Below are 15168 nucleotides of genomic sequence, written 5' to 3'. Positions count from 1 at the left end.
CTATGTGAACGAGCACGATCCCCAGCAGACAACACGAGCATGGTTCGTGTGGGGCATCGCCCTCGCGGTCTACGGCTTGGCCGTCTTCCACCGCAGCAGCCTCGCGGTGGCCGGTCTGGTGGCGACCGAGCGCTTCGGGATCGGCGCCGGACAGCTGGCGACCTTCGTCATGCTGCAGCTGCTCGTCTACGCCCTCATGCAGGTGCCGGTCGGCCTGCTGGTCGACCGGTTCGGGTCGCGTACGGTCCTCTCCGCGGGCGCGCTCATCCTCGCGCTCGCCCAGGCCGGGTTCGCATTCGCGGACTCCTACCCGCTGGCCCTGCTCGCTCGTACGTTCGTGGGGATGGGCGACGCGATGACGTTCATCTGCGTGCTGCGCCTGGTCCCGTCGTGGTTCCCGGCCCGGAAGGTGCCGCTGGTCAGCCAGCTGACCGGCACCGTCGGGCAGCTGGGCGCGATCGCGGCAGCGGTCCCGATGACCTGGGCGCTCGGTCATCTCGGCTGGACCCGGGCCTATCTCACCGCTGCGTTGATCGGCCCGGTCCTTCTCGTGCTGCTGCGCCTCTTCGTCCACGACGGACCCGGTGACCGACACCGCCGAGGCACCACCCTCAAGCCGCGCGAGCTCGGCCGGAGCCTGATGGCGTCCTGGTACCAGCCGGGCACCCGACTCGGCTTCTGGATCCACTTCTCCACCCCGTTCAGCTCCCACCTGATGGGGCTGCTGTGGGGCTTCCCGTTCCTGGTGACTTCCGAAGGTCTCTCCGACACCCTCGCCGGCACGCTGCTCTCGGTCACTGTCATCGCAGCCCTGGCCGCGGGTCCGGTGATGGGCGTCCTCGCCGGGCGCCACCCGTGGCACCGCTCGACGGTGGCGCTGGCGATGATCGCCGCCATGGTGTCGGTGTGGACGCTCGTGCTCGTCTGGCCGGGCGAGGCGCCGCTGCCGGTGCTGCTGCTCCTGATGGCCGTGGTCGGCTTCGGCGGACCCGCCTCGATGATCGGCTTCGACGTCGGCCGCACCAGCAACCCGCCCGCGCGGATGGCGAGCGCCAGCGGGATCATCAACCAGGGCGGCTTCGTCGCCGCGCTGCTCGTGATCGTGCTGGTCGGCTGGATCCTCGACTGGCGTACGCCGGGGGCCTCGACCTCCTACACCCCGGAGGCGTTCCACTGGGCGATGTCGGTGCAGTACCTGTTCTGGGGTCTCGGCGTGGTGCAGATCTGGCGTCACCGGCGCGACGTGCGGCGGCGTACGACCAGGGAGCAGGTCGCCTCCGGTTCCTCGATGGTCGCCGACCGAGGCGCGGCCCTGTAGGAGGCGACGAGTTTTCGCCCACTCGTCACCTGAGCGCCAACCACGACGGCGGCTGATGGGCATCTGGGCCCACTAGCTTGCCGAGGTGCCCACGCCCTCGCGCTCGCTGTCCCAGGTGGCCGTATGCCTGCTCCTGCTCGGGGTGCTCGGCTTCGCGATGAGTGCGCAGTACGCGATCGGGATGCCGCCGCTGCTGAAGGCCGACGAGAAGCAGCACGCGGCCTACGCCATCGTCCTGTCCCAGGGCGTGCTGCCCACGATCGACACGAACACCCCGGCCGACCCGGTGCGCTACCCCCAGTTCGCCGAGGCGCTCTTCGGCCTCGACGAGCCCCGCCGTGACATCTGGGTCGCCAACCACCCGCCGCTGTTCTACGTGATGAGTCTGCCGCTGGTCTGGCTCGGCGACGCCGTCGGCAACGTCGGAGTGACGCTCCTCGGGATGAGGCTGCTCAACGCGCTCGGCTACGCGCTGAGCATCATCCTCGTGGGCCTGCTCGCGCGTGAGCTGGTGCCACGTCGCCGCGTCGTGCCGGTGCTCTCCGCCGCGATGGTGCTCGGCTGCGGTGCGGTGACCTACGACGGCGGTGCGATCTACAACGACGGCTGGGGCACGGTCGCCGCCTCGCTGACCCTGCTGCTCGGCTTCCGGATGGTCCGCGAGGGCGTCACCCGGGACCGGCTGATCTGGGCGACCGTCGCCGGCGTCGCGGCGGCCAGCTTCCGCTCGACCGGCCTGGTGGCGGTGCTCGTGCTGGGCGCGTGCGTGCTGGCCGCGCTGTGGCTGCGCGACCCGACGCTGCGTACGTTCCGCCGGGGTGTGGTCCTGGCGATCCGGATCGGGCTGGCGCCGGTGGTGGTGATCGGCTGGTTCTACGTACGCAACATCGTGCTCTACGGCGACCCGACCGCCTCCGCGGCGCTCTTCGAGAAGTTCTCCCGCCAGACCCACGGCGACACGCTCTTCCAGCTGGTCAACCCGGAGCTCTACCTGCACCTCTACGGCTCGCTGTGGGCAGACGACGTGATCCCAAAGATCTGGATCCTCGCCGCCGTGGCCACGCTGGCCCTCACAGTCACCGGCATGGTGCTCGACGTCAACGCGAAGGCCCGGCCGAGGCCGGACGGGGTGATGCGCCGTGTCGTGATCCCCGGTCCGGAGCCGACCGTCCTCGAGCGCCGGCTGGAGGTGGCGGTACGGGCGCTGATGGGGATCTACTGCGTGATCATCATCGTGAACCTGGCCTCGTTCCATGCCGGTGGCGGCTGGATCCACGCCCGCTACGCGGTGCCGTTCCTGCCGGTGATCGCAGCACTGACCTCGCTCGCGATCCTGCGGGTCGGCCGGCACTGGGTGGACGGGGTCGACGAGGAGCGAGCCGACCTGCGCATCACCCTCTACGCCGGCGTCGGGTTCATCGTCTCGGCGATGGTCGCCCACCTCCACATCCAGCAGCGGATCGACGGCCCGGCCGACGCCTCCTGGCTGATCGCGCTGATCGCGGCCGACCTGGTGATGTTCGTGGTCGCCGCGTACGTCACCGCGCAGCTGCGCCGCCGGCTGCGGCCGGACGGCGAAATCTTCGCCGGCCGGTCATCTGGCGACCAGTCACCTGTTGCCGCGGCGAACATCTGAGCCGCGATGGTGGCCGCTCACCCCCACCACCATCAAGGAGCTCTTGTGGTTGACATCGATCGTCGTAGGTTCCTGGGCCTCGCCGGCGGCGCGGCCGCGCTGACCATGCTCGACCAGAGCATCGCGCGCGCCGCCTCCATCCCCGCCGCCCGCAGGACCGGAACGATCCGCGACATCGAGCACGTGGTCGTCCTGATGCAGGAGAACCGCAGCTTCGAGCACTACCTGGGTACGCTGCGCGGCGTACGCGGCTTCGGCGACCCGCACCCGGCGATCCTGCCGTCGGGCAACCCGGTGTGGCACCAGCCGAACGGGGACAGCACGCTGCTCCCGTTCCACCCCGAGGTCGACGACCTGGGCGCCGCCTTCCTCGAGGGACTCCCGCACAGCTGGACCGACGGCCAGCAGGCGATCAACGGCGGCCGCTACGACCAGTGGGTGCCGGCCAAGGGCACCACCACGATGGCGTACCTCCAACGGCAGGATGCCGCCTTCCACTTCGCGCTGGCCGACGCGTTCACGGTGTGCGACGCCTACTACTGCTCGTTCATCGGCAACACCGATCCCAACCGCTACTACATGCTGTCGGGCTGGACCGGCAACGACGGCAAGGGCGGCGGGCCCGTGCTCTACAACGACGAGGCCGGCTACGACTGGACCACCTACGCCGAGCGGCTCGAGGCCGCCGGGGTGAGCTGGAAGGTCTACCAGGACGAGGGCACCGGCCTCGACGCCGAGAACGGCAACTGGTGGGGCTGGACCCAGGACGCCTACATCGGCAACTACGGCGACAACTCGCTGCTCTACTTCAACCGGTTCCAGGACGCCCGGCCCGGCGACCCGCTCTTCGAGAAGGCCCGCACCGGCACCCGCGCGGTCGACGGCCAGGACTACTTCGAGATCCTCCGCGCCGACGTCGAGGCCGGCAACCTGCCCTCGGTCAGCTGGATCGCGGCGCCGGAGGCGTTCTCCGAACACTCGAACTGGCCGACGAACTACGGCGCCTGGTACATCTCCAAGATCCTGGACGCGCTCACCGCCGACCCCGAGGTGTGGGCGAAGACCGCGCTGTTCATCACCTACGACGAGAACGACGGCTTCTTCGACCACCTGGTGCCGCCGCACATCAACAGTCCGCTGGTGCCGGGGGAGTCGACCGTCTCGACCGAGCACGAGCTCTACACAGGCTCGCACGGCGACGGCCACTACGGTCTGGGCCCGCGGGTGCCGATGTTCGTCGTCTCCCCGTGGAGCGTGGGTGGATACGTCGCCTCGGAGACCTTCGACCACACCTCGATCCTGCGGTTCATGGAGAAGCGCTTCGGTGTCGCCGAGCCCAACATCACGCCCTGGCGTCGTGCCGTGTGCGGTGACCTGACCTCGGCGTTCGACTTCGCGCGCACCTCCGAGCCGCCGACGCTGCCGGACACGAGCGGGTGGGAGCCGGCCGACCGCGAGCGGCACCCGTCCTACTCGCCGGAGACCCCGGCGACCGGGACGATGCCGACCCAGGAGCGCGGCACCCGTCCGGCTCGTCCGGCGCCCTACCAGCTCGAGGTGATCGAGACCGCCGCCGGCGGCGAGGTCGCGCTCGAGATCCGCAACACCGGCAGCGTCGGCGCCCACTTCCAGGCTCGGCTGCTCGCCCCGGAGGGCGCTCCGCACAGCTACACGGTCGGTGCCGGCGACACGCTCTCGGTGCGCTGGCCTGTCAGCGGCGACTACGAGATCCACCTGCACGGGCCCAACGGGTTCTTCCGTTCCTACGCCGGCACCGCGGGCGCCGACCCCGTGCCCGCCAACCTCCGTCGTGAGGGCCGCTCGCACCGACTCACCGTGGCCGCGCCGCGCAAGGCCGAGATCGCCAGTGCGTACCCCGGTCCGATCCACTCCCGCCACCTGGACACCCGCGCGACCGGAGGCTGGTACGACCTGACCCTCACGCTCCCGGGCACCACCTGGGCACGCGGGTTCGCCGGCCACCTGGAGAACGGACGTCCCTCCGTGAGCGACCCGCAGCTGGGCGGCTAGGAGGGATCGCCGGGCCGGTCCTTCTCGGACTGGGCCGGCGGGTCGAGGATCGGGGCAGCTGTCTCGGGGGCTGCCTCGATCTCGGCCTTCGCCGCCTTCTTGGCTGCCTTCTTGGCGGCCTTCTTCTCCAGGCGGTTCACCTCGCGCTGGACGATCGCCTCGCGGCGTACGCCGGTGCCGACCAGGTTGACGACCAGGAAGAGCATCGGGTAGATCGGCCACGGATGCCCGTCGGGGGCGGAGGTGAACAGCCAGATTCCCCAGGTGATGAGGCTGACCATCAAGAAGGTGGCGAATGCCTCCTGCAGCTCCTTGCGGTAGGCAGCCGCACCCTGCTCGCGGAAGCCGAGGGTCTCGGGCAGGTTCGCTCCGGGCTCCCCGGGAGCGGGCTCGACGATCCCCAGATCGTCCACCAGCCCGGGCAGCTCCCCGAGCGTACGAGCCTCCAGGAGGGTCCCGACCCGCTCATCGTGCTCCTCGCGGGTGAGCCGGCCGTCGGCGAAGGCATCGGCGAGAACGGTGCGCACCACCTCCCGATCGGCATCGGAGGCGCGGATGCGTGCATTGTCGGCCTGTCTCGGGTCGAGACGGAACCGGGTCCAGAAACCGTCCACACCACCAGCCTAGACGCCAAGCCCGACACCGTCTGTCGAAGCGCCTGCATTAGAGTGACTCGCGCTGGCTACCTGCTAGTATAGAACACGTTCTAGTTTTGCTCTGCCTAGGTTTGAGGGAGGTGGCGGATGCGGATCGCTCTGCTGTCGTATCGCAGCAAGCCGCACGTCGGCGGTCAAGGCGTCTATATCCGCCATCTGAGTCGGGAGCTCGCCAAGCTCGGGCACACGGTCGAGGTCTTCTCCGGCCAGCCCTATCCCGAGCTCGACCTCGTGGGGGAGGGCGTGACCCTCACCAAGGTGCCGAGCCTGGGGCTCTACGAGGAGCCGAACCCGTTCGGCAACCCGAAGCTCTCCGAGCTCCGCGACCTGATCGACGTCGAGGAGTGGGCCCGGATGCGCACCGGCGCCTTCCCCGAGCCGCTGACCTTCGCCAAGCGCGCCCTGAAAGTGCTGAAGGGGCGGACCGACGACTTCGACATCGTCCACGACAACCAGACGCTGGCCACACCGCTGCTGAGCATCGAGCCCGAGCTCGGCCTGCCGCTGGTGACCACGATCCACCACCCGATCTCCTTCGACCGACGCATCGAGCTGGAGGCTGCTGCAGGCTGGAAGAAGAAGTTCGGCGTCTGGCGCTGGTACTCGTTCGTGAAGATGCAGGCGAAGGTCGCCTCCCAGCTGCGGCGTGTGATCACGCCCTCGGACAACTCCAAGCGCGACATCCTCACCGACTTCGGCGTCCCCTCCGAGCGGGTGCAGACCGTGCACCTCGGCGTGCCGGAGGAGTTCGTGCCGCCGACCACGCCCCGCGTCGAGGGCCGGATCCTGGCCATGGCCAGCGCCGACGCCCCGCTGAAGGGCATCGCCTTCCTGCTCGAGGCCTTCGCCAAGCTGCGTACCGAACGTGACCTCGAGCTGGTCCTCGTCTCCAAGCCGAAGAAGGGTGGTCCGACCGAGCAGCTCATCGAGAAGCTCGCGATCAAGGACCACGTACGTTTCGTCAACGGCATCTCCGACGCCGAGCTCGTCGAGCTGATGGGCTCCGCGGAGATCGCCTGCGTGCCTTCGCTCTACGAGGGGTTCTCGCTGCCCACCGCCGAGCTGATGGCCTGCGGCACCCCGCTCGTCGTCTCCCGTGCCGGCGCGATCCCCGAGGTCGTCGGCCCCGACGACCTGTGCGCGAAGCAGGTCACCCCAGGTGAGACCGAGGAGCTCGAGCAGGCGATCGCGGCACTGCTCGACGACCCCGAGCGCCGGGCCCGCTACTCGGCCGCCGGGCGCGCCCGGGTCGAGGAGCACTTCTCCTGGCACGCCGTCGCCGAGCGGATGACGGCGATCTACCAGCAGTCCATCGACGAGTTCGGTCTCGACAAGCTCGACCAACGAAATGAAAGGAAGTGAGCCGTGCTCACCGTTGACTTCGACCGCCTTGGCCTTCAGCCCGGGGAGCGCGTGCTCGACATGGGTGCCGGCGGTGGCCGGCACGCCTTCGAGATGTACCGCCGCGGCGCCGACGTGATCGCGTTCGACCAGGACGCCGAGGAGCTGGCCAAGGTCAGCGACTGGTTCTTCGCGATGCGTGAGGAGGTCCCCGAGGGTGCGAACGCGGAGACCAAGGAAGGCGACGCGCTGTCGCTGCCCTTCGCCGACGGCGAGTTCGACCGGATCGTCGCCGCCGAGGTGCTCGAGCACATCCACCGCGACGTCGACGCCATCAAGGAGCTCGTCCGGGTGCTGCGTCCCGGTGGCACCCTCGCCATCTCGGTGCCGCGCTGGCTGCCCGAGGTCGTCAACTGGAAGCTCTCCGAGGACTACCACAACACGACCGGCGGCCACATCCGGATCTACACCGACCACGAGCTCATCGACAAGGTCACCAAGGCCGGCCGGCCCAACGACGGCACCCCCGGCGAGGCGATGATCTTCGAGGGCAAGTCCTACGCCCACGGTCTGCACGCGCCCTACTGGTGGCTGAAGTCGGCCGTCGGTGTCGACAACGACAAGAACGTCCTCGTGAAGGCGTACCACCAGGTCCTGGTCTGGGAGATCATGAAGAACCCGCTGCCGCTGCGCCTGGCCGGGAAGGTCCTCGACCCGATGATCGGCAAGAGCATGGTGCTCTACTTCCGCAAGCCTGGCCCGATCGCCTCCGACCCGACCTCGGCTGCCTGATTCGCGGATGAGAGTCGAGATCCCGTACGTCGACGGGGTGCTGACCCCTGCCCAGATCGTCGCCACGGCCGGGTCGATCGCCCGCGCCCAGGAGGCGTCGGGCGCGATCCCGTGGGTCCCGGGTCAGCACACCGACATCTGGAACCACGTCGAGGCGGCCATGGGCCTGCTCGTCGGTGGCCTGGTGGAGCAGGCCGAGGCCGCGTACGACTGGATCCCGTCCCTGCAGAACGGCGACGGGTCCTGGCCGATGAAGATCGTCGCCGGCTCGCCGGTGGAGACGATCGGCGAGTCGAACATGTCGGCCTACTTCGCGGTCGGGCTCTGGCACCACTGGCTGATCCGTCGGGACCGGGCGTTCGTGGAGCGTCTGTGGCCCTCGGTGCGCGCCGGACTCGACTTCGTGGTCGGGCTGCAGCTGCCCTTCGGCGGGATCGCCTGGACCCCGCGCGACCCGTTCGCCCTGCTCACCGGCTCGTCCTCGATCTACCAGTCGCTGCGTGCCGGGGTCGCCCTGGCCGACCTGATGGACGACCCGCAGCCGGAGTGGGAGATCGTCGGCGGCCGGCTCGGTCACGCCCTTCGCCACCACCGTGACTCGTTCGAGGACAAGTCCCACCACTCGATGGACTGGTACTACCCGGTCCTCGGCGGTGCCGTCGTCGGTGCCGCCGGGCACGATCTGATCGAGTCGCGCTGGGACCATTTCGTACGCCCCGGCCTCGGCGCGCTCTGCGTCGACACCAACCCGTGGGTGACCGGCGCGGAGACCTGCGAGCTGGCGATGGCTCTCGACAACATCGGCGACCACCGCCGGGCTCTGGGGCTCGTGAAGGACATGCAGCACCTGCGTGCCGACGACGGTGGCTACTGGACCGGCTGGGTCTATGAGTCGCCCGAGTACCCCAACCCCAACCCCAACGCCTACTGGCCCGAGGAGCACTCCACCTTCACCGCCGCCGCCGTCATCCTGGCCGCCGACGCCCTGGGGGAGCGCTACGGCGGCTCCACCCCGGGCTCGGGGATCATGCGTGGCACCTCCCTCGCCGCTCCGTTCGAGGAGCTGGCGCTGGAGTGTGGCTGTGAGACCTCAGAGGCGTCGCAGCACGCGTAGCGAGCCGACCGCGTCGATCTCCTCGAACTGCTTCGAGGCGAGCGCGGGGAGGTAGATCTCCTCATACGGGGGCCGTCCGCCCCCGGCCGGGTCGGGGAAGACGTCGTGGACCAGCAGGAGACCGCCGGGCATGACCTTCGGTGCCCAGCCGCGGTAGTCGAGCTGCGCCGGCTCGACGCCGTGGCCGCCGTCGATGAAGAGGAACGAGACCGGTGTCGTCCACCACCGGCTCACCGTCGTGGAGGCGCCGATGACCGCGACCACCTCGTGCTCGAGGTCGGCCTGCTCGATCGTGCGCCGGAAGGTCGGCAGCGTGTCCAGGCGCCCGGAGCGCTCGTCGACGAGCGTGGTGTCGTGGTGCTCCCAGCCCGCCTGGTTCTCCTCGCTGCCGTGGTGATGGTCGACGGTGAACACCGTGCCGCCGGTCAGCTTCGCCGCGGCGCCGAGATAGACCGACGACTTCCCGCAGTAGGTGCCGATCTCGACGGCCGGCCCGTGGGGCAGCCGCTCCACGGCGTACTCGAACAGAGCGAGGCCCTCCTCGGGAGGCATGAACCCCGTGGCGTCGAGAGCGTGCTTGAGCAGGTCGGCGGGCATCTCAGGCGTAGACACCCGGGCACCTTAGCCGAGTGGCGAGCGGTCCGCGTCGAGTGGTCATGAACCTGGGGCACGGGGAGAATCCCGCCATGAGCAGAACCTCGGCCGGACACTCGGTGCTCGTGGTCCCGGTGCCCGAGCTGGAGGCGTACGTCCTGGAGCGGACGCGCCACTATGACGACTCGTTCGTCTCCGCGGACCCGGCGTTCGTGCACGCGCACATCACACTGCTCGCGCCCTTCCTGGCCTCGCCCACGACGGACGACCTGGAGCGGGTCGGGAAGATCGCGGCCTCGGCCGCTGCTTTCGACTTCCGGCTCGAGGAGGTGCGTGTCTTCGCAGGCGGCACGATCTATCTGGCTCCTGAGCCCGCGGAGCCCTTCGCGGCCCTGACCGCCGAGCTGAGCGAGGCGTTTCCGCAGTGCCCGCCCTATGCCGGGCTCTTCGAGCCGGTGCCGCACCTGACCGTCGACCACATCGCCGGGGGAGTGGACCTCGGCTCGACACGTACGTCCCTGACGCCGTTCCTCCCCGCGCGATGTCACGCGGACCGGGTCAGCCTGCAGTGGTACGCGAACCACGGCTGCCGCACCATCGCCGAGTGGCCGCTGGGCGCACCCTCGAGGGATGACCCGCGTCAGGGCCCCGGTGCGGAGATCGCCTGCATCACGTAGCCGATGGCGACCAACATCGTCAGGCTGCTGATGGCGATGCCGGCGACCGCGGCCCAGCGGCCCCGTCGCTTGTCGTCGGCGGTGCGGGCCAGGCCGATGATGCCGAGGATGAAGCCGAGCGGGCCGCACATCAGCACGCTGGCGAGGAGCGATGCGACCGAGACCGCGTCGAGCGGCACGGAGTAGAGCGACCAGGCGTTGGCCGGCTTGTCGGCCGACGGCGCGGTCTTCTGCTGCGGGGGAGCCGGCTGTGAAGCCACCGGCTGAGGGTTCGCGGGCTGCGGGGCGGCTGGCTGGGGAGGCGGCGGCTCGGTCACCGTGCGAGCGGGTTTCGGTGCCGGGGTCCGCTGTCGCGATGAGAGCGCGGCGTTCGCCGCTCGAGCCTGCCGCGTGGACTGGCGAAGCCGGCTGGCCGACGGGCGAACTCGAGCGGGTGGCGGCACCGGGGCCGGCGAGCTGCTGCCGGCCGGCGGGGCGGGCCGAGGAGTGGTTGCGCCCCACTCCGCTCGCCAGCGCCGGTCGCGGCTGAGTGGCGGAGTAGCAGGCGAAGCATCCGAGGGCGCCTTCCCCGCGGCTGCCGAGGCAGCGGCCTTACGGCGGCGACGGGCGAGCTCCTCGTCGAGAGTGGCCCTGGCGACCGGGTCGAGCAGCACGTCGCGCGCCCGGTTGATGCGCATCATCAGCTCGCCGTCGGCAGCGCGGCCGCCACGGTCGGGGTGGAACTGCTTGGCGAGCTCGCGATGGCGAGCTCGGACAGCCGCGTCGTCCGCGTCCGAAGGGATCTCGAGCACGGCATAGGCGTCGATGAACTTACCGCTCACTCAACGCCCCCCACGCACAGTCCTTCGGTTGTCGGCCTCGCCCCCAGGCTCATCCACACCTGGTGCCGTAAATCCCAGAGCAGTGAAATCCTAGAGCAGTCGCGGCGAGATGCTGGTTTCGCCACGGGAAATTGATTGAGGGCCGCCCGACTGGGCGGCCCTCGAGTGGAGCGGACGACGAGGCTCGAACTCGCGACCTCAACCTTGGCAAGGTTGCGCTCTACCAACTGAGCTACGTCCGCTTGCGAGAAGAACAGTAGCGGATGTGGTCCGTTCTCCTCCAACTGGGGCCCCGCGTGTCACGCACCATCGTCGGGGACATCGGCTGATGCCGTACGCCGCTCGATCTGTTCCACCAGCTGGGCGACCTGGGCCTGGTGCGCCGCCCGCAGATCTTCGAGCCGCTCGCGCGCATGCGCGCGCTCACGGTCCAGCTCGGCGCGGGTGGCATCGCGGTCCGCCTTCGCTGCCGCCTCGCTCCCGCGGAGGTCGGCCACCTGCTCCCGCAGGGCGTCGATCTGCTCACGGGCGGTGTCGCGCTGCGTACGCAGCCCGGAGATCGTCGCCTCCGCACTCACCGCCGCCTTCCCGGCCGCCTTCTTCTCCGCGATCAGCTGCTCCTGCAGCCGCGCCGTGGCCTTCCCGGCGTGGTCGGCGCGCGCGGTCTCGCTCCGTCGGCGCTGCACGGCCGAGGCGTGCTCGGACTGCAGCTTCTCGAGCTTCTCGGCCAGGGCATCTCGCGCGGCGGTCGTCTCCTCGACGCGCTTCTCGAGGGCGGCGATCGCAGCAGAGGCGGTCTGTGCCGCGGCTGCCGCGTCCGACTCCGCTCTCTCCCGCGCCGCCTGCTCGGCCTGACGGGACTCTTCGGCCGCGGTCGTGGCTGACAGCGCCTCCCGCAGGATCTCGGCCGAGCGCTCGGACTCCTCCAACGCCTCCGCGGCAGCTGCGTCCGCCTCGTCGCGCTCCGCCTCCGCCGTCCGCTGCGCATGCTCGGCGCGCACGGCACGCGCGCTCGCGGCGGCGATCTGCTCCTGGGCCTCGCTCTGCACCGTGGCGATCTGGGCCTCGGCAGCGGTCAGGTCGCCGAGCGTACGCAGCTCCTCCAGTGCCTTCGGGAGCTGGTCGAGGAACCTGTCGGCGAGCTGGGTCAGCTGGGTGGTGATCTCCGCGGCCCGCTGCTGAGCTGCCTGCACGGGTCGAGCGGTCTCGCCGGGATCCCGCGTCTCGGCGAGCCGCTGCAGGCGCTTCCGCTCGCGCCAGGCCGCGGCTCGGTTGTGGGCCGGATCGTCGCAGTACTCCGGCGGCCGGCCGCTTCCGCTCTCCGAGGCCGCCGCGGTCATCGGACAGCCGGGGAAGCGGCAGAGCTTCTCGTCGGCAGCAATCGTTTCCGTCATTACGTCAGCATAGCGTGACGAAAGACGGAACGAATACTTAATGCCGTACAAATGAGATCCCGATGCCGAACACAACATAACCGGCATTATGATGTGTGGCGTGAGCGCGCCCGAGCACCGTCAGCAGACCCCCTCCACAGACCTCGCCGTGACGGAATCCGTCAGAGAGCTCTTCCTCGACGACCTCGGAGACCTGCCCCGCGAAAAACGTGCCGAGGCTCTCGCCCGAAGGTTCCTGCTCTCCTACGCGGGCCACACCCGCGCGGCGTACGGCCGAGACCTCGCCGACTGGTTCGGTTGGTGCGCCGCCCTGGAGATCGACCCGCTCGCCGCCAACCGGGCGATGGTCGACGGCTACGCCCGCCATCTGGAGACACGGCGGAGCTCGGCGACGATCGCCCGACGACTCTCGGCGATCGCGGGCTTCTACCGCTACGGCGTGGCGGAGGAGGTCCTGAGCGCCTCGCCGGCCGCGCACATCAAGCGCCCCAAGACGAGCAACGACTCCCAGACCCTGGGCATGGACAGGGGAGAGGCGCGCGCGTTCCTCGCCGCCGCCCGCGAGCACTCCAGCCGCGCCGCCGCGCTGGTGACGCTCCTGCTCCACGACGGGCTGCGCATCTCCGAGGCGCTGGGCGCCGATGTCGCCGACCTCAGCCACTCCCGCGGCCACCGCATCCTGACGATCACCCGCAAGGGCGGCGCCCGGCGCGACGTCGTCCTCAACCCGGCGACCTCACAGGCGCTCGACACCTACCTCGACGCCCGCGCCGACGGCCCGGTCTTCGTCACGAGCACCGGCAACCGCTGGCACCGCTCCGAGGCCTTCCGCCTGATCCGCAGGCTCGGCGCCTCGGCCGGCATCGAGCACGGCGACAAGCTCTCCCCGCACAGCCTCCGCCACACCTTCGTCACCCTGGCCCGCGAGGCCGGCGTACCTCTCGAGGACGTCCAGGACGCCGCCGGCCACGCCGACCCCCGCACCACCCGCCGCTACGACCGCGGCCGCCACAACCTCGACCGCCACCCCGCCTACGCCCTGGGTGCCTTCCTCGCCGACTGAGAACTGGTCCCCGCGAAGACCGGCTCGCGACGTGCCGACTCAACCCCTCCCCAACCCCGCCTTCACGACGGTAATCTTCCGGAAGCCCGTCATCGTTGACGAAGGAGATCCGGTATGAGCCAGGAACTGACCAGCGACTACGTGGTGGTGGGGGCCGGATCATCAGGTGCCGTGCTCGCGGCACGCCTCAGCGAGGACCCGGGCGTCCAAGTCACCCTGCTGGAGGCGGGACCGCGCGACAAGAGCATGAACATCCACATCCCGGCGGCGTTCTCGAAGCTCTTCCAGACCGAGCATGACTGGGACTACACCACCGAGCCGCAGCCGGCGCTCGGCGGCCGGCGGATCTACTGGCCGCGCGGCCGGATGCTCGGCGGCTCGTCCTCGATGAACGCGATGATGTGGGTCAAGGGCCTTCAGGCCGACTACGAGGAGTGGGGCGCGGCCGCCGGACCCGAGTGGGGCTGGGAGACCGTCAAGAAGACGTACGCGAAGCTCGAGGACGTCGAGGACGCCACCGCGCTCGACGGCACCGGCGGTCCGGTCCGTGTCGAGCGGCAACGGAGCCCTCGTCCCTACACCGAGTCCTTCCTCCAGGCCGCCGAGCAGGCCGGTTACCGGCGCGGACGGGCCAACGGCCCCAATCCCGAGGCGTACGTCGAGACCATGGTCACCCAGCGCCGTGGCTCCCGGTGGAGCACGGCGGCGGCCTACCTCAAGCCCGCCGCCAGGCGCGCCAACCTGAAGGTGGTGACCGGCGCGGCGGTGTCTCGGGTGACCTTCGACGGCACCCGCGCGACCGGGGTCGAGGCCGTCGTCGACGGAGAGCGGACGACCGTCACCGCCCGGCGCGAGGTGATCCTCTCCGGCGGCGCGATCAACACCCCGCAGCTGCTGATGCTCTCCGGGATCGGACCTGCCGAGCAGCTGACCGGACTCGGCATCGATGTCGTCCGCGACGCGAAGGAGGTGGGGGAGAACCTCACCGACCACCTCGTCGCCGGCATCGGCTGGGAGGTGGAACAGGGCTCCCTGGCGACCGCGGAGTCGGCGCGTCAGCTGCTCAACTACCTGCTGCGCAGGCGCGGGATGCTCACCTCCAACGTGGGTGAGGCGTACGGATTCATCCGCTCGCGCCCCGACCTGGAGGCGCCCGACATCGAGATGATCTTCGCCCCGGTCGGCTTCTTCGACGAGGGCCTGGTGCCGTTCGTGGGGGAGGCGGTCGTCGCCGGCCCGATCCTCGTCGACCCGGCCAGTCGCGGCCAGGTCACGCTCGCCTCCAAGGACCCTGCCGCCAAGGCGGTCATCGACCCGCGCTACCTCTCCGACCCCGACGGCAGGGACCGCGCCGCCATGGTCGAGGGCGTCCGGGTGGCGCTGGAGATCGCCTCCCAGCCCGCGCTCAAGCCGTTCCTCGGCAGGTTCCTGCGCCCCGATGTCCCGGTGGACTCGTCCGCAGAGGAGGTCGCCGACGCGGTCCTGACACGTCACGCGCACACGCTCTACCACCCGACCGGCACCTGCCGGATGGGCACCGACGAGGCCAGCGTGGTCGACCCCCGGCTGCGCGTACGCGGCGTCGAAGGCCTCCGGGTCGCCGACGCCTCGGTCATGCCCAGGATCGTGCGCGGCCACACCAACGCGCCCGCGATCCTGATCGGCGAGCGCGCCGCGGAGCTCATCACCAGCGACTGACACCCTCGGCCGACCCTTGGAACCCACCCGTGA

13 protein-coding genes and 1 tRNA gene are annotated in these 15168 nt (G+C 70.2%); 9 read left to right on the top strand and 5 right to left on the bottom strand.

All coding sequences use genetic code 11. The features are described from left to right. Nucleotides 1-4 precede the first annotated feature (4 nt). The 3 genes from ACIRON_RS10420 to ACIRON_RS10410 all read left to right on the top strand — a co-directional run bounded on the left by ACIRON_RS10420 (nucleotide 5) and on the right by ACIRON_RS10410 (nucleotide 4985). Nucleotides 5-1318 (top strand): nitrate/nitrite transporter, encoded by a 1314-nt coding sequence (locus ACIRON_RS10420; protein WP_402992254.1) that lies wholly within the window; start codon nucleotides 5-7, stop codon nucleotides 1316-1318. 85 nt (nucleotides 1319-1403) lie between these two features. Further along, a complete protein-coding gene (locus tag ACIRON_RS10415) occupies nucleotides 1404-2954 on the top strand; it encodes an ArnT family glycosyltransferase (protein WP_402992253.1) in 1551 nt (516 codons plus the stop codon). A 45-nt stretch (nucleotides 2955-2999) separates the two neighbouring features. Next, nucleotides 3000-4985, top strand: a complete 1986-nt coding sequence (locus ACIRON_RS10410) for a phosphocholine-specific phospholipase C (RefSeq protein WP_402992252.1) — start codon at nucleotides 3000-3002, stop codon at nucleotides 4983-4985. On the opposite strand, the gene ACIRON_RS10405 is transcribed toward ACIRON_RS10410, so the two are convergent. Then, complete coding sequence (locus ACIRON_RS10405) at nucleotides 4982-5599, bottom strand: DUF1707 domain-containing protein (protein ID WP_402992251.1); 618 nt, start codon at nucleotides 5597-5599, stop codon at nucleotides 4982-4984. The genes ACIRON_RS10410 and ACIRON_RS10405 overlap by 4 nt on opposite strands. A gap of 129 nt (nucleotides 5600-5728) precedes the next feature. Between ACIRON_RS10405 and ACIRON_RS10400 the strand changes: the two genes are divergently transcribed. Genes ACIRON_RS10400 through ACIRON_RS10390 form a run of 3 tightly spaced genes read left to right on the top strand, consistent with a single transcriptional unit; the run spans nucleotide 5729 to nucleotide 8888 of the window. Beyond that, the gene (locus ACIRON_RS10400; protein WP_402992250.1) at nucleotides 5729-7003 is read left to right on the top strand and encodes a glycosyltransferase family 4 protein; all 1275 of its coding nucleotides are present in this window, start codon (nucleotides 5729-5731) and stop codon (nucleotides 7001-7003) included. Between the two features lie 3 nt (nucleotides 7004-7006). After that, on the top strand, nucleotides 7007-7774 hold the full coding sequence (locus tag ACIRON_RS10395; RefSeq protein ID WP_402992249.1) for a class I SAM-dependent methyltransferase: 768 nt from the start codon (nucleotides 7007-7009) through the stop codon (nucleotides 7772-7774). A 7-nt stretch (nucleotides 7775-7781) separates the two neighbouring features. Continuing rightward, nucleotides 7782-8888 carry a prenyltransferase gene (locus ACIRON_RS10390; protein WP_402992248.1) on the top strand — a complete coding sequence of 369 codons (1107 nt, stop codon included), beginning with the start codon at nucleotides 7782-7784 and terminating at the stop codon, nucleotides 8886-8888. On the opposite strand, the gene ACIRON_RS10385 is transcribed toward ACIRON_RS10390, so the two are convergent. Further along, nucleotides 8865-9500 (bottom strand): class I SAM-dependent methyltransferase, encoded by a 636-nt coding sequence (locus ACIRON_RS10385; RefSeq protein WP_402992247.1) that lies wholly within the window; start codon nucleotides 9498-9500, stop codon nucleotides 8865-8867. The genes ACIRON_RS10390 and ACIRON_RS10385 overlap by 24 nt on opposite strands. Before the next feature lie 74 nt (nucleotides 9501-9574). Here ACIRON_RS10385 and ACIRON_RS10380 point away from each other — a divergent pair, with 74 nt between their 5' ends. Further along, the gene (locus tag ACIRON_RS10380) at nucleotides 9575-10159 is read left to right on the top strand and encodes a 2'-5' RNA ligase family protein (protein WP_402992246.1); all 585 of its coding nucleotides are present in this window, start codon (nucleotides 9575-9577) and stop codon (nucleotides 10157-10159) included. Here ACIRON_RS10380 and ACIRON_RS10375 read toward each other — a convergent pair. From ACIRON_RS10375 to ACIRON_RS10365, 3 genes are all read right to left on the bottom strand, one after another. Beyond that, nucleotides 10123-10980 carry a DnaJ domain-containing protein gene (locus tag ACIRON_RS10375; RefSeq protein ID WP_402992245.1) on the bottom strand — a complete coding sequence of 286 codons (858 nt, stop codon included), beginning with the start codon at nucleotides 10978-10980 and terminating at the stop codon, nucleotides 10123-10125. The genes ACIRON_RS10380 and ACIRON_RS10375 overlap by 37 nt on opposite strands. Before the next feature lie 166 nt (nucleotides 10981-11146). Next, a tRNA-Gly gene (locus tag ACIRON_RS10370) sits at nucleotides 11147-11222 on the bottom strand. A gap of 57 nt (nucleotides 11223-11279) precedes the next feature. Further along, entirely contained in the window at nucleotides 11280-12374 is a 1095-nt protein-coding gene (locus ACIRON_RS10365; protein WP_402992244.1) for a hypothetical protein, read from the bottom strand. Between the two features lie 100 nt (nucleotides 12375-12474). Between ACIRON_RS10365 and ACIRON_RS10360 the strand changes: the two genes are divergently transcribed. Both ACIRON_RS10360 and ACIRON_RS10355 read left to right on the top strand, forming a co-directional pair. Further along, nucleotides 12475-13437, top strand: coding sequence for a tyrosine-type recombinase/integrase (locus ACIRON_RS10360; protein ID WP_402992243.1), 963 nt, complete (start codon nucleotides 12475-12477; stop codon nucleotides 13435-13437). Between the two features lie 114 nt (nucleotides 13438-13551). Next, nucleotides 13552-15135, top strand: a complete 1584-nt coding sequence (locus ACIRON_RS10355) for a GMC family oxidoreductase (RefSeq protein ID WP_402992242.1) — start codon at nucleotides 13552-13554, stop codon at nucleotides 15133-15135. The last annotated feature ends 33 nt before the right edge of the window (nucleotides 15136-15168 follow it).

The organism is Nocardioides sp. NPDC101246 (genome assembly GCF_044767415.1).
In the GTDB taxonomy this organism is placed as follows: Bacteria; Actinomycetota; Actinomycetes; order Propionibacteriales; family Nocardioidaceae; genus Nocardioides.
This window is presented reverse-complemented; position numbering and strand designations above follow the sequence as displayed.

Bases quoted from the DNA above. Each gene is read 5' to 3' on its own strand.
- ACIRON_RS10380 (WP_402992246.1), top strand. From the start codon at position 9,575: ATGAGCAGAACCTCGGCCGGACACTCGGTGCTCGTGGTCCCGGTGCCC.
- ACIRON_RS10365 (WP_402992244.1), bottom strand. From the start codon at position 12,374: ATGACGGAAACGATTGCTGCCGACGAGAAGCTCTGCCGCTTCCCCGGC.
- ACIRON_RS10400 (WP_402992250.1), top strand. From the start codon at position 5,729: ATGCGGATCGCTCTGCTGTCGTATCGCAGCAAGCCGCACGTCGGCGGT.
- ACIRON_RS10390 (WP_402992248.1), top strand. From the start codon at position 7,782: ATGAGAGTCGAGATCCCGTACGTCGACGGGGTGCTGACCCCTGCCCAG.
- ACIRON_RS10355 (WP_402992242.1), top strand. From the start codon at position 13,552: ATGAGCCAGGAACTGACCAGCGACTACGTGGTGGTGGGGGCCGGATCA.